This window comes from Elusimicrobiota bacterium, assembly GCA_028718185.1.
In the GTDB taxonomy this organism is placed as follows: Bacteria; Elusimicrobiota; UBA8919; order UBA8919; family UBA8919; genus JAQUMH01.
Genome location: JAQUMH010000001.1, coordinates 209,183 through 223,884, shown reverse-complemented (window position 1 = coordinate 223,884; position 14,702 = coordinate 209,183). Strand labels below are relative to the sequence as shown.

Here is a 14,702-nt window from a genome sequence, read left to right as displayed (position 1 = left end):
TTTATGAATACTAATAATAAACAGCACCGGGCTATTTTACAGAGAATCGCTCATAATGCTATGGTTGCGAGAGGATTATTACCTGACTTTTCTGCTCAAGTACTTTCCGAACTTGGTAAGTTCAAAGCAATTACGACGATAAATGATGAGTCTGTTCGTGACCTTAGGAATCTGTTATGGGTTTCTATCGATAACGATGATTCCCGTGACCTGGACCAGCTTACTGTTGCTGAGGCAATACCGGCAGATAAAGTAAAGATTCTTGTTGCTGTGGCTGATGTGGACTCGGCAGTTAAGAATGGTTCAGCAATTGACGAGCACGCTCGCCACAATACTACCTCTGTATATACCGCTGCCGAAGTGTTTCCGATGCTTCCTGAAAAACTCTCCACTGACTTGACATCCCTGAACTTTAATGAGGTTCGACTGGCAATCGTCATTGAGATAGTGCTTTCAGTAGATGGATCTTTAAATAGCTCTGATATTTACAGGGCGTATGTTCGTAATCATGCAAAGCTTGCCTATAATAGTGTTGCCGCATGGCTTGAAGGAAATGGAATTATACCTGAGGCCGTAGCTTCGGTAAAAGGACTTGAAGAGAATCTGCGATTGCAGGACAGAGTGGCGCAAAGCATGAAGAATCTTCGTCATGTTCAGGGTGCTCTTAGTTTTGAAACCGTTGAAGCGAGGCCGGTATTTGACGGTGATGAAATCCGTGGTCTTGAAGTTGAAAAAAAGAACCGGGCAAAAGACATCATTGAAAATTTCATGATAGCGGCAAACGGTGTAACCGCCAGATATCTTTCATTAAAAAAATATCCTTCTATACGACGGGTGGTTCGTACTCCAAAACGATGGGAACGAATCGTAGCGATTGCTAATGAACACGGGTTTAAGCTTCCCGATACACCTGATTCAAAAGCGTTGGAAGAGTTTCTGACTAAGGAGAAAGCAGCCGATCCGGTAAGATTCCCTGACCTCTCACTTGCTGTAATCAAACTTATGGGGGCAGGTGAATACGTCGCAGAAATTCCGGGAGACACTGTTCCGCCGGGACACTTTGGTCTTGCAGTAAGAGACTATACCCATTCCACAGCCCCTAATCGCAGGTATACTGATCTTATAACACAACGCTTATTGAAAGCCGCATTAATAAAAAGTTCCTTACCATATAGCAACGATGATATTGTAGCTTTGGCAAAACATTGCACGGAAGAAGAAGATGCCGCTAATAAAGTGGAACGACAGGTCAGCAAATCCGCCGCTGCTCTTCTCCTTGAATCAAGAATCGGTGAACAGTTCGACGCCATAGTCACCGGCGCTTCAGACAAAGGAACGTGGGTCCGGCTGTTGACTATACCCGTAGAAGGCCGCCTGGTCCAAGGTTTTGAGGGCATAGACGTAGGCAACAGGATTCGCGTACAGCTAACATTAGCAGACGTAGAACGTGGATACATAGATTTTAAAAAAGTCTGATGACTTATAAAGGGTACAGCTGTAGTTGCTAATTAATTAAACGATGTTTAAAACATTTACAATTTGCTATAATTAAACTTAAAGTAAAATAAAGCTTGCATTTTGAAATTTGTCCGATTATGCCATATTCCAACAGAAATCAACACTATATATATATGGGAAAAAACAAAACGAGATGTGTTTTGTTTTTAATATTTATAACACTACCATCTATCATCCGGGGAATTGCTTATGATGGAAAAAGCGAAAATGCTAGAACAATAGGAGATTTTGACAAAGCGATAGGATTAAACCCAAAAGATATAGAAGAGTTTCACGAAAAATACATAACAAATCTTGCCTTGAAAGAATATGACAAAGTAATAAAAGATTATACGAAAAATATAAAACTAAACTTGAAAGATGCGAAGTCATATTATATTCGCGGAACTGCTTATGGAATGAAAGGATTATATGATAAGGCAATAGAAGATTATACAAAAGCAGTACAAATAAACTCAAAATTTACAGAAGCCTACAACAACCGCGGAATTTCTTATTTTAATAAAGGATTATTTGATAAGGCAATAGAAGACCATAGTAAAGCAATCGAACTAAACTCAAAAGATGCAAGTTCATATTTTTTTCGCGGGATTGCGTATAGTTATAACGGAGAAGATGAAAAGGCGATAGAAGATTATACAAAAGCGATAGAATTAAACCCAAAATATGAAGAAGCATATAATGCACGTGGAGATGTTTATTGTAGTAAAGGATTATATGATAAAGCAATAGAGGATTACATAAAGATATTAGAAATAAACCCAAAAAGTGCAAAAGTATATCATATGCGTGGATATGTTTATAATAAAAAATGTGAATATGACCGGGCAATAGAGGACTATAATAAAGCAATAGAACTTGACTCCACGGGTCAATGCGGGCTCAAAGAAAAAGGTGCTGCTTACAACAACCGTGGGATTGCTTATGGTGCTAAGGGTGAATATGATAAGGCAATAGAAGATTGTAATAAAGCAATAAAAATAAATTCAAAATTTGTAGGAGCCTACTATAGCCGTGGGCTTGCTTATGATAAGAAAGGATTGTATGATGAGGCAATAAAAGATTATACAAAAGCAATACAGATAAACCCAAAATATGCAGATAACTACAACAGCCGTGCATATACTTATGTCAATAAAGGTGAATATGACCGAGCGATAGAGGATTACAATAAAGCAATAGAACTTGATCCCACGGGTCAATGCGGGCTCAAACAAAAAGGTGCTGTTTACAACAACCGCGGGCTTGTTTATGACAAGAAGGGATTATATGAAAAGGCAATAGAAGATTATACTAAAGCAATCGAATATGACCCGGAATATGCAGGTGCATATTACAACCGTGGGATTGCTTATTATGAAAAAGGCGAATATGACCCGGCAGTCGAGGATTACAATAAAGCAATAGAATTTGATCCCACGGGTCAGTGTGTAACTAAAGAAAAAGGTGCTGCATACAACAACCGTGCAGGTGTATATATCAGGAAAGAATTATATGATAAGGCAATAGAAGACTATACAAAAGTAGTACAGATAAACCCAAAACATGCAGAAGCCTACAACAACCGCGGAAATGTTTATGGTATTAAAAGATTATATGATGAGGCAATAGAAGACTTTACAAAAGCACTACAGATAAACTCAAAATATGCAGAAGCCTACAGCAATCGTGGGCTTGCTTATGATGCTAAGGGTGAATATGATAAGGCAATAGAAGATTATACAAAAGCAATACAAATAAATCCAAAACATGCAAAGGCTTATTACAACCGTGCGAGTGCATATATTAAGAAAAGATTATATAATAAGGCAATAGAAGATTATACTAAAGCAATTCAAATATATCCAAAATATACCGAAGCCTACAACAGCCGCAAAATGGCTTATAAAATGAAAGAATTTCATGATAAATCAAAAAAAAGTTATATTAATCCACTAATATTGCAACAACTTGAAAAATTAGCTAAAAAAATAAGTAAAGACCTTATAAAGAAAAATATTTACAAAATTGCTGTTCTAAATTTTACAGATCTAGATGTCAGCAAATCTAACTTTGGCACAAACTTATCAAAGCAGTTATCTACAGAAATAATTGATTGTGAGATATTGGAAGTAGTAGATAGTATCTATGTTGAAAAAATATTAAAAGAACAATCTTTTAATTTGTCAGGATTAACTGATAAAGAAAATACTAAAAAGATGGGTAATTTATTATCAGTTGATGCTTTTGTTACAGGAACCATCTCTTCACGGACATTAGAAAAAAATAAATTATCTGCGAATCTTAATATCAAAATAATAGATGTACAAACAGGAAATATTATTCTTGCCTTTAGTGAAGATAATTTTATTCTAGCAATTGCAAAGCCGGGAACTTCATCGACAGGTGTGAGAGATTTTAGTTTCAAGATTAGTGATGTGCTTAGTCAGGATATGTCTCAAGTAGAAGAAATAGATGTTAATTTTGAATATGAGATAATTAAAGAGAATGTTAATTTAAAATGGTCTAAGAATGATCTTCCCGATGTTAGTAGTATTATACTATTAAGGGGCAATAATGTATATATTAAATTAATGCGATTCCTTCACATGTTTAGGCAACATCAACAAAATATTGTTAAAACAAGCACCATTTTACATAATTATTTAGACATAGGGACAAGGACACCGACTGGAGTTATTCCATTACAACCCGATAATTACTATTATATTCTGCTCTTTGTTAATAAAGAAAATAAGGTTATAGGAAAATCTAAGATATTATCAGTTAAGATAGAATAAAGTACTGGGATGGTTGACTTTTCCATCTTTCGCAAGTAATTTTTACATTGAATTGGAAACAAAAAGTGAATGTTATCTTCTCAAATGTAAAGCGACTGCAAGTATAATCGTATAAATATATCGGAGAATACAGGAATAACATATAAAATATCAAGCAATTAGTTGTAATTTTTTGATTTTTTGATATAATTGTTGCTTAATGATTAGCGATAATATTAAGAATATTTTAGAACGGATTGAAAAAGCGAAGAACAAGGTTGGGCGAAAGGATACAGTAAAACTTGTGGCAGTGACTAAAACGGTTCCTGCGGATAAAGTAAGGGAAGCGATTAGTGCAGGAATAGTTGATATTGGTGAGAATAAGGTTCAGGAAGCGGTTAAAAAGTTTAGTGAACTTTTTGTAGAAGGAAATATAACGTCAGAAAAAGTTAATATTAAAAGACATCTTATCGGTCACTTGCAGACTAATAAAGTAAAAAAGGCAGTCGAAAATTTTGATGTTATTCAATCAGTTGATACGGTTTACTTGTTGGAAGAAATAAATAAGCGAGCAGTAGAGATTAAAAAGATTCAGGAATGTATGGTTGAAGTAAAGATTTCGGAAGAAGAAACAAAGTATGGTTTGCAGCCCGACAAACTAAAAGATATATTTGAGAAAGCAAAAGAACTTAAAAGTGTGAATATTGTAGGATTAATGGCAATTGCCCCGTATTTTGATAATCCCGAATTAACCAGACCATATTTTAAAAAAGCCTTTTCACACTACTCCCTACTTTCTACTTCCCACTTCCTGCCCTTCTTATCAATGGGCATGACAAATGATTTTGAAGTAGCAATTGAGGAAGGTTCTAATATGGTTAGAGTGGGAACGGGAATTTTTGGAGAGCGATTATGATTGAAGGAATGCTGAATGACAGGCGTTTATGGGTTAGGCGAGTTGATGAAAGAAGACTGTATGTTAGAAGAATAGATGATGTAAAAGAGATTAATCTGTCATTCAGTCTTGACAGAAGAGGCTCTGAAAGAAGAAAAATAATAAGAAGACAGGATGAGATGCAAATTAATAATGAAATACAAAAGAACTAAAATAATTGGTTTTATCGGTGCAGGCAATATGGCGGAAGCGTTAATATCCGGTGTTATAAGAGGTGGGATTTCGCCAAAAAACATTTACGTGTCGGATATCAATTCAAAACGGCTTGATTATATTTCTAAAAAGCTTGAGGTTCAAAAATTATCCGGTAATGCAGACGTTGTAAAAAATTCAGATATAATATTTCTTGCAGTTAAACCTTATCAGGTTGAAGAAGTATTAAATGAAGTCAAAAATAATTTAGACAATAAAAAACTTTTAATATCAATTGCTGCCGGAATAAAGATATCTAAAATAGAAAAATATAAGAAAAATATTCCGGTTATAAGGGTGATGCCAAACACTCCTGCGTTGCTTGGGACCGGTGCAATTGCTATTGCTAAAGGCAAATGTGCTAAATTAAGTGATATGGAAATTGCAAAAAAACTACTGAGTTCATCCGGTATTGTTGTTAATATAACGGAAAAAGATATGGATGCTGTAACTGCTGTTTCAGGCAGCGGTCCTGCGTATGTTTTTTATGTTGCTGAAATTATGGAAAGAACTGCTGTTAAAATGGGTCTTTCAAAAGATATTGCTAAAAAACTGGTTAACCAGACATTGTTGGGAGCGTCAAAAATGTTGATTGCTTCTAATGAAGGTCCGGAAATCTTAAGGCAAAGAGTGACTTCAAAAGGTGGTACCACAGAAGCAGCGTTTAAAATACTGACAAGCAGAAAATTAGCCGATATATTTCAAAAAGCAATGTTTTCTGCAATGAATAAATCAAAGAAAATATCATGATGGTTAAAACACTTTATCTTGAAAATAATATATTGAAGGTACTTGACCAGCGGTTATTGCCGTCCAAAGTATTTTATATTAGTTGTAGAAACCATGAAGACGTGTATAAATGTATTAAAGATATGGCTGTAAGAGGTGCGCCTGCAATCGGTGTTACTGCCGGGTATGGAATGTATATCGCTTGTTGTGAAAAGAATTACAAAAATATTTTGGAGATGAAAAAGTGTATAACTAATATCGGCAAATATCTTGTCTCATCAAGACCTACAGCCGTTAATCTTTTTTGGGCGGTAGAGAGAATAAATAAAATTGTAAATAGTTATAAAGGTTCAAATACCAATGATTTGAAGGTTAGAATCGGACAAGAAGCAAAAAAGATTTATGAAGAAGATATTTTAATTAATAAAAAAATCGGTAGTAACGGTGCAAAATTGTTAAAGAGGAATTCAACAATTCTAACTCATTGTAATGCCGGTGCTCTTGCAACTGCCGGTTGGGGGACTGCATTAGGGGTTATAAGAAGCGCATATCAGCAAGGGAAAGTGAAAATGGTTTATGTTGATGAAACAAGACCGTATTTACAGGGAGCACGGCTTACCGCATGGGAGTTATTACAGGAAAAAATATCCGCTGTACTGATTACGGACAATATGGCTGGACATTTTATGTCGACAGGTGTCATTGATGCGGTTATTGTCGGCGCTGACAGGATTGCATCTAATGGTGACACTGCCAATAAAATAGGGACTTATTCATTGGCAGTTTTGTGTAAGTATAATAAAATTCCGTTTTATGTCGCAGCACCTGTATCAACTTTCGATATGAACATAAGCAATGGTAAGAAAATTAAAATAGAGCAAAGAAATTCAGATGAAGTCATTTTTGTAAATAAAAAACGGATTACTCCGGTTGGTATGAAAGCATTACATCCTGCTTTTGATGTTACTCCACATGAATTAATAACAGCAATTATAACTGAAAAGGGTGTAATAAAGAAACCTTCGCATAAAAATATAAAAAATGTATTAGGGATTTAAATTTGCAATTAACTGTGGCTTAGTAGGATTCCCTTATGTCATTCCCACGGAAGTGGGAATCTATTAAAATAAAAGAATAGATTCTATGTCAAAAGATTGTGTCATTCGCCGAGCTTGCTCGGCTATATTATGGTAATATTCGGGAATGCAAAGCAAGCTTTGCAACTACAATATTCGGTAAAAAAGCATAAAATGAGGTTATGACAATCCTGTAAGTACGGAATTACAGAATAACGTATGTTTAAAATAGTGGAGTATTAAATTTTATGGATTACGGTAAAACGGTAAATCTTCCAAAAACTAATTTTTCTATGAAAGCGAATCTTGCACAGAAAGAACCGCAATTTTTAGACTTTTGGAAGAAAATAGATATTTACAAAAAACTTGTTGAGAAAAATAAAGGTAAAGAGAAATTTATTTTGCATGATGGACCGCCATATGCAAACGGTCATATTCATCTCGGTACTGCACTCAATAAGATACTGAAAGATATAATAATAAAATACAAATTGATGTCAGGCTTTGATTCGCCGTATGTTCCCGGCTGGGACTGCCACGGTCTTCCAATCGAGTATCAACTGATGAAAGATTTAGGAAAGAATAAATCAACTATCGATAAAATAGAGTTTAGGAAAAAAGCAGCAGATTATGCAATGAAGTTTGTAGGTATTCAGCGGGATGAATTTATCCGGCTGGGTTGTTTCGGTGACTGGGAAAATCCCTATCTGACATTAAAGAACGAATATGAAGGAACAATTATTTCAGTTTTTATAAAACTTTTAAAAGACGGTTATATTTACAGAAAATTAAGACCGGTTTATTGGTGTGCTTCTTGCGAAACAGCACTAGCAGATGCCGAAGTAGAATACGCCGACCACACCTCCCCATCAGTTTTTGTAAAATTCCCTGTTATCAGCCTTCCCCAATCTTTCAATCTTTCAATTCTTCAATCTTTAAATGTTCTTATCTGGACAACAACCCCATGGACACTTCCTGCAAATGTGGCGGTTGCCTTCCAGCCTAATATTGATTATGTTATTATAGAGGTTTCTGACGGTAATAGATATATTCTTGCAGAAGCAAGGTTAGAAAACCTTAAAAATATTTTAAAAATATCAGATTATAAGATTTTATCAAAACATAAAGGTTCAGAATTTGAAGGTATAAAATGTAAAAATCCCATTATGGGTACAGAATCTGTCGGAATACTCGCCGATTTTGTATCTACAGAAGAAGGTACAGGTGTCGTACATATTGCTCCCGGACACGGTGAAGAAGATTATATTGTAGGGCTTAAATACAATTTGCCGGTGATATCGCCTGTTAACGATAAGGGTAAGTTTACGAGTGATGTAAAAGAGTTCGAGGGGGAAAATGTTTTTGCTGCCAACGAAAAAATAATAAAATACCTGGAAGAAAAAAATCTTTTACTTGCCAGGCAGGATATTTCACATTCTTACCCGCACTGTTGGAGATGTAAAAGACCCGTAATTTTCCGTGCTACAAAACAGTGGTTTTTATCAGTTGAAAATAAAAATCTTCGACAGCAGTTATTAGATGCTATAAAAAAAGTCAAGTGGGTTCCTTCATATGGGGAAAACCGGATAAATGGCATGGTTGAAGTTCGTCCCGACTGGTGCCTGACGAGACAGAGATATTGGGGGACGCCGTTACCGGTTATTTATTGCGCCGAATGTGATGAGCCGATTTTAGAAGAAAGCGTTTTGAGTAAAATAGAGGGAATAATAGCTAAAGATGGTTCAAATAAGTATCTTGAAATGCCGGTTAGCGAAATTTTAGGTAAAAATGTTAAATGTAAAAAATGCAACGCTAATAACTTTAAAAAATCTGATGATATTCTGGATGTGTGGTTTGATTCAGGGGTTTCTTCTTTCGCTGTTTTGAAAAAAAATGAATCGCTTTGTTTTCCTGCCGATTTATATCTGGAGGGAAGTGACCAGCATCGCGGGTGGTTCCAGACCTCGTTAATTCCTTCTGTTGCACTTGAAAAAGTTGCACCGTATAAAACAGTCCTTACTCACGGTTTTGTTGTTGATGGAGAAGGTAAGAAGATGTCTAAATCACTTGGTAATGTAATTGTTCCCCAGGATATAATGAAAAAAAATGGAGCAGAGATACTGCGTTTATGGGTAGCTGCCGAAAATTACCAGGAAGATATTAGATTATCGGATGAAATCTTGACTCATTTGGTAGATGCATACCGGAAAATCAGGAATACTTTAAGGTTTATACTTGGAAACATCAGTGATTTTACCTCGACTGATAGGATTGAATATAATGAACTTTTGGAAATTGATAAATGGATGCTTTCAAAGCTTCAACGGCTTATTGCTGAAGTAAGAGATGGTTATAATAATTATGAGTTCCATAAAGTTTTCCGGTTAATATATAATTTCTGTGTTGTAGAACTTTCCTCGTTTTATTTTGATATCTTAAAAGACCGGCTTTATACGTTTAATAGAAAGTCAAAAGAACGACTTTCTGCACAAACAGTAATTGAACAAATATTTTTAAAGTTAACTCCGATTTTAGCACCCATCATTCCTTTTACGGCTGAGGAGGTATATAAAGAGTACGTATTAGTCCGGAGTCCGATGTCCGATGTCCAAAGTTCCAACGACATGGAAAGTGTTTTTTTGTTGGATATGGCAAGTGCTGATAAAAAGTTTATAAATGAGGATATTGAGAAAAAGTTTGAAAAAATTATTAGAATCAGGAATTTAGTTTTAAAGCTTTTGGAACCTTTACGACAACAAGAGATAATAGGCAATTCATTGGGAGCAAAGGTTATATTATATTCGGAAAACGCAGAAAATAAAAAATTCTTGAAAGAGAACCGGCAAAATCTTTTACATACATTTCTTGTTTCTCAATTAGAAGTATCAGATGAACCTGTCGGCGGCACAAAAGATGAAACCGAAAACATAGAAATAAAAGTATTACACGCTGACGGTAAAAAATGTGTCCGATGCTGGATGTGGTCTGAGACAGTCGGTTCCGATTCAACCCATCAGGAAATATGTACAAAATGTATAAAAAATCTATAATAATTATTATAGCGATTTTGCTGGTAGATCAACTTACTAAATATTTTATTGTCAGGAACTTCTATTTAGGTGAATCGCTACCAGTCATTAATAATATTTTTCATATAACCTATATTACAAATACAGGGACTGCTTTTGGCTTACTGCAAAATTACGGGAATATACTCCTTATTTTCGCAATTGTCGCCATAATCATAATTACAATTTCAATCTATAAACAAAAGGGAATTCCTAAGACCGGATTAATGGCGTTCTCAGTCATTTTGGGTGGTGCATTTGGTAACCTTACAGACCGTTTATTCCGTGGTTCCATTGTTGATTTCCTTGATTTTCGTATTTGGCCTGTTTTTAATGTCGCCGATTCTTCAATTAGCATCGGAATAGCAATTTTAATTATCCATTCACTATTTGCCAAAAAAAGCTCTTAATTTGCAGTACATAACACTATAACTCTATGAACCCTATAACCCTATAACTCTTTTTTATGTTTCCAACTTTATTAAAAATTGGTTTTATTGAAATACACACTTATGGTGTTTTTGTTGCAATCGGATTTTTTGTCGGGTTCAAAACACTTTTGTTTTACGGAAAAAAATCATCTTTCTCACCTGAGCTGATAGAAAAACTTACTTTTTTAGTTTTTATTTTTTCACTTTTAGGTGCCCGACTTTTTTATGTTCTGATTTCTTTTGATGAATTTAAAGCTAATCCGCTGGATATTTTAAAAATATGGCAGGGCGGGCTTGTTTTCTGGGGTGGTTTTTTAGGTGGGACAATTACTGTTATAATTATCTCGTTAAAAAATAAAATATACATCTGGAAAACAGGAGATGTTTTTGCACCTGCGTTAGCAATCGGACATGCTTTCGGTCGCATTGGTTGTTTTTTCGCGGGATGCTGCTACGGGAAACCTACGGATTCTTTTATAGGGGTTGTTTTTCCGGAAAATTGCCTTGCACCATCCGGCATAAAATTAGTACCCGCACAGCTTTTCTCATCAGGATTGCTTTTTGTTCTTTTTATAATCTTGACAATTTTGTGGAAAAGAAAAAAGTTTGACGGGCAGATATCTTTTACATATTTAATTCTTTTTTCTATGGGAAGGTTTTTTATAGAGTTTTTAAGGGGTGACTTCCGGGGAAATATTATATTAGGAATTACCCCGACACAGATTATCGCAATTTTAATTTTAACTATAAGTATAATTTTTTACTATAAACTATCAAGAAAAGCAATCGGGTTATAGGGTTATAGAGTTATAGGGTTGTAGGGTTATAGGGTTATAGAGTTATTGGGTTGTATGGATTTAAGCTAAAACTTTATACGACTATGCTTTTTTGAGCGTGTATTCGGAAAATTTATCTTTTTTTTATTGCGAAGCGAGGGAGAAATTTCCGAAGAGCCTGAATTTGCGACCTATACCACACAGGAGCAAATGTTAAAGCGACCACAAGAGAGCGTCCCTGCCTGCCGGCAGGCAGGTCGAAGAAATTTGTTTACAACCTAATTAGTGAGAGTGAAGCAAGAAATTTTCAAAGAGCCTAGATTTGCGACTATGCTTTCGAGAGCAAATCTCAGAGCGAGTTGGTGCCGAGCGACTCAAGAAAATTTGCTTGCGAGCGATTTTTATGGAAAATATTATATCAGACAAAGAAAGAATCCGTTTAGATAATTTTCTGAAAGAAAAATATCCCGATTATTCGAGGGGATACTTCCAGAGGCTTATAAAAAATGGATTTGTAAAAATTAACGGATTACATTCGCAATCCGGCCATAGAATACGCACAGGAGATACAGTAACAATAGAATTTGCCGAAAAAGAGCAAAAGATATTGCCGTTTGAAATTCCGCTGGAAATTATTTATGAAGACGATGATATAATAGTAATTAACAAACAACCTAATCTTGTAGTTCATCCAGCGGGACACCACCAGATGGATACACTTGTAAATGGACTTCTGTTTTATTGGCATCAAAAGTTATTCCCGTTTCTTGTCCACCGGCTTGACAAAGATACTTCGGGAATTATAGTTGTTGCTAAAAACGAAAAATCAAAAGAATTTCTATCAAACCAGTTTCAAAGACGGCTTGTTGAGAAGAAGTATCTCACAATTGTTGATGGTATTATTAAAGAGTCAGAAGGCACTATTGAAGCTCCTCTGGGAAGGTCGGGCGATGATAGAAAAAAAATTGTTGTAGGACCTAACTCAAAAAAAATGTCAAAGACATTTTTTAAAGTAATAGAACGGTTTAAATTTAAAACTTATCTTGAAGTAAAACCTTATACAGGCAGAACACATCAAATAAGAGTACATCTTGCTTATATTGGGCATCCTGTTCTAAACGATGCTGAGTATGGTAAACTATCAGGATTAGCAACCAGGCAATTATTGCATGCTTCAAGTATAAGAATTACGCATCCGAAAAGTAAGGAAAAAGTCGAATTTTCGGCACCTTTGCCGGAAGATTTTAAGTCGGCATTAAAGGTTTTAAAAAATGAGATTGAAAAACCAAAAAATCTGTGATTACACAGGAATGTCATTGCGAGGAATGAAATGACGAAGCAATCTCGTGAGATTGCCACGAGCCAATAAATTGGCTCTCGCAATGGGCATAATAGTCTTTTTGTGTTGTTTTTTAGAGCTTAAAACTCTAGAAAATCGAAAACTATCGACGAGACTTATATTTTTAACACTTATGAAATTTGTTCGTTTATTGAACCGTTTCAATAAACGAAGTTAATATTACTTGTAAGCTCGTCTATAAATCGTCATTTTTTAGGTTTTTTAACAACATTTTTTGAGTATTATGCCCGCAATGACAGTGGTGCTGTTATCTGTATAAGCAAGACCATTTATGATTTTTCAACGGTTTCAAAAAATGAAAATAATAATTCTTAGCTTTATTATTTTAATCTTTAGTTGTTTTCATGTTTATTCTGAAGAAATAAGTATTTCTGATATGGATATTTCCATAATGCAGTTGAAAAAAAATGTTTCTGAAATAAAAGATTCAATTGCAGAAATAAAAGAAACCATTAAGACATCAAGCAATGTTTCAAATGAATTAAATGAAAAGTTAATTAAAGTTGAGCAGGAAATAGCACAGCTGAATACAAAAATGGAAGAGATTTCAGTAGTTCGCCAGCAGATTTTAAATTTAGAAAATGAAAAATCGACAAAAGTGACAGAATCTGAAAAAATAAAAGATAAAATTAAAGCAAATGAAGATGCTCTAAAAGTTATTTTAGATGATATTTATCGTCTCAGAGAAGATATTACAGCAGGAAGGAAACCAACCATCTCACCAAAGAAATCGCTAAAAGAATATCTCCCATACGTAGCCGTGGGAATATCCGTTATATCACTAATTATCGCAGTTCATTGACAAACCATGTAAATTATTATAAAATAACACTATTGAAAATATTGATAGTGTCACCTCGTACCTGACTGTCATCAGGCAGGTTTGTTTCGGGGTTTCGGAGGATTTTATGGGTTTTGGAGAAGGGAAAATATGGTTTGATGGAAAATTTGTTGATTGGAAAGATGCCAAAATACATGTATTGTCACATGTTGTTCATTATGGTTCAAGCATTTTTGAATCACTGCGTTGTTATAACACAGAAAATGGACCTGCTCTTTTCAGGATTGACGCTCACATTGACCGTCTTTATGATTCTGCGAAGATATACAGGATGGAGATTCCTTTTACAAAAAAAGAATTTTTTAAAGCCATTGTTGATGTAGTAAAAATAAATAAATTTAAAGAATGTTATGTCCGTCCCGTTGTTTTCCGCGGTTATGGCGAGATGGGAGTAAATCCGTTGAAAAATCCTGTTAACTGTGCAATCGCTGCATGGGAGTGGGGGGCATATCTTGGTAAAGAAGCGATGGAAAAAGGAGCGTCTGTGCATGTTTCATCGTGGCGGCGTGCAGCTCCTGATACTTTTCCGTCTCTTGCCAAAGCCGGCGGAAACTATATAAATTCACAGCTTATAAAAATGGAAGCAATCCAGGGCGGCTATGATGAAGCGATTGCTTTAGATGTCTATGGATATGTTTCTGAAGCATCAGGCGAAAATATTTTTATGGTAAAAAATGGAGTAATTTATACTCCGCCGACGAGTTCTTCAATACTTGCCGGTATTACCAGACATACAATTTTTATACTTGCAAGAGATATGAATATGAGGATAGAACAGCATTCTATTCCCAGGGAATCGTTATATATTGCTGATGAAGTATTTTTGTCAGGTACTGCTGCTGAAATTACACCTGTTTCAAAGATAGATAATATAACTATCGGGAAAGGTGCTTGCGGTGAAATCACCAAGAAATTACAAAAAGCATATTTTGACGTTTTAAAAGGAAAAACCAAAGATAAATACAACTGGCTTACATATGTAAAATAAAATTGTTTA

At 35.0% G+C, this 14,702-nt stretch carries 12 protein-coding genes; all 12 read left to right on the top strand.

The features are described 5' to 3' along the window. Positions 1 to 3 precede the first annotated feature (3 nt). On the top strand, positions 4 to 1,476 hold the full coding sequence (locus PHE88_01135) for an RNB domain-containing ribonuclease (GenBank protein ID MDD5686420.1): 1,473 nt from the start codon (positions 4 to 6) through the stop codon (positions 1,474 to 1,476). A gap of 155 nt (positions 1,477 to 1,631) precedes the next feature. Further along, positions 1,632 to 4,298, top strand: coding sequence for a tetratricopeptide repeat protein (locus tag PHE88_01130; protein MDD5686419.1), 2,667 nt, complete (start codon positions 1,632 to 1,634; stop codon positions 4,296 to 4,298). Between the two features lie 199 nt (positions 4,299 to 4,497). Continuing rightward, a complete protein-coding gene (locus PHE88_01125; protein MDD5686418.1) occupies positions 4,498 to 5,193 on the top strand; it encodes a YggS family pyridoxal phosphate-dependent enzyme in 696 nt (231 codons plus the stop codon). Then, positions 5,190 to 5,384 (top strand): hypothetical protein, encoded by a 195-nt coding sequence (locus tag PHE88_01120; GenBank protein ID MDD5686417.1) that lies wholly within the window; start codon positions 5,190 to 5,192, stop codon positions 5,382 to 5,384. Before PHE88_01125 ends, PHE88_01120 begins: the two co-directional genes overlap by 4 nt. Continuing rightward, entirely contained in the window at positions 5,365 to 6,174 is an 810-nt protein-coding gene (gene proC / locus PHE88_01115; protein ID MDD5686416.1) for a pyrroline-5-carboxylate reductase, read from the top strand. The genes PHE88_01120 and proC overlap by 20 nt, the downstream gene beginning before the upstream one ends. Beyond that, positions 6,171 to 7,211, top strand: a complete 1,041-nt coding sequence (gene mtnA / locus PHE88_01110) for an S-methyl-5-thioribose-1-phosphate isomerase (protein MDD5686415.1) — start codon at positions 6,171 to 6,173, stop codon at positions 7,209 to 7,211. Before proC ends, mtnA begins: the two co-directional genes overlap by 4 nt. Positions 7,212 to 7,477: 266 nt before the next feature. Continuing rightward, positions 7,478 to 10,279 carry an isoleucine--tRNA ligase gene (gene ileS / locus PHE88_01105; protein MDD5686414.1) on the top strand — a complete coding sequence of 934 codons (2,802 nt, stop codon included), beginning with the start codon at positions 7,478 to 7,480 and terminating at the stop codon, positions 10,277 to 10,279. Beyond that, a complete protein-coding gene (gene lspA, locus PHE88_01100; GenBank protein MDD5686413.1) occupies positions 10,261 to 10,707 on the top strand; it encodes a signal peptidase II in 447 nt (148 codons plus the stop codon). Before ileS ends, lspA begins: the two co-directional genes overlap by 19 nt. 56 nt (positions 10,708 to 10,763) lie before the next feature. Beyond that, a complete protein-coding gene (gene lgt, locus PHE88_01095; GenBank protein ID MDD5686412.1) occupies positions 10,764 to 11,525 on the top strand; it encodes a prolipoprotein diacylglyceryl transferase in 762 nt (253 codons plus the stop codon). Between the two features lie 382 nt (positions 11,526 to 11,907). Then, positions 11,908 to 12,804: an RluA family pseudouridine synthase gene (locus PHE88_01090; protein MDD5686411.1), complete on the top strand. Its 897-nt coding sequence runs from the start codon at positions 11,908 to 11,910 to the stop codon at positions 12,802 to 12,804. Between the two features lie 355 nt (positions 12,805 to 13,159). After that, on the top strand, positions 13,160 to 13,666 hold the full coding sequence (locus PHE88_01085; GenBank protein MDD5686410.1) for a hypothetical protein: 507 nt from the start codon (positions 13,160 to 13,162) through the stop codon (positions 13,664 to 13,666). Positions 13,667 to 13,772: 106 nt separating this feature from the next. After that, complete coding sequence (locus tag PHE88_01080; protein MDD5686409.1) at positions 13,773 to 14,693, top strand: branched-chain amino acid transaminase; 921 nt, start codon at positions 13,773 to 13,775, stop codon at positions 14,691 to 14,693. The last annotated feature ends 9 nt before the right edge of the window (positions 14,694 to 14,702 follow it).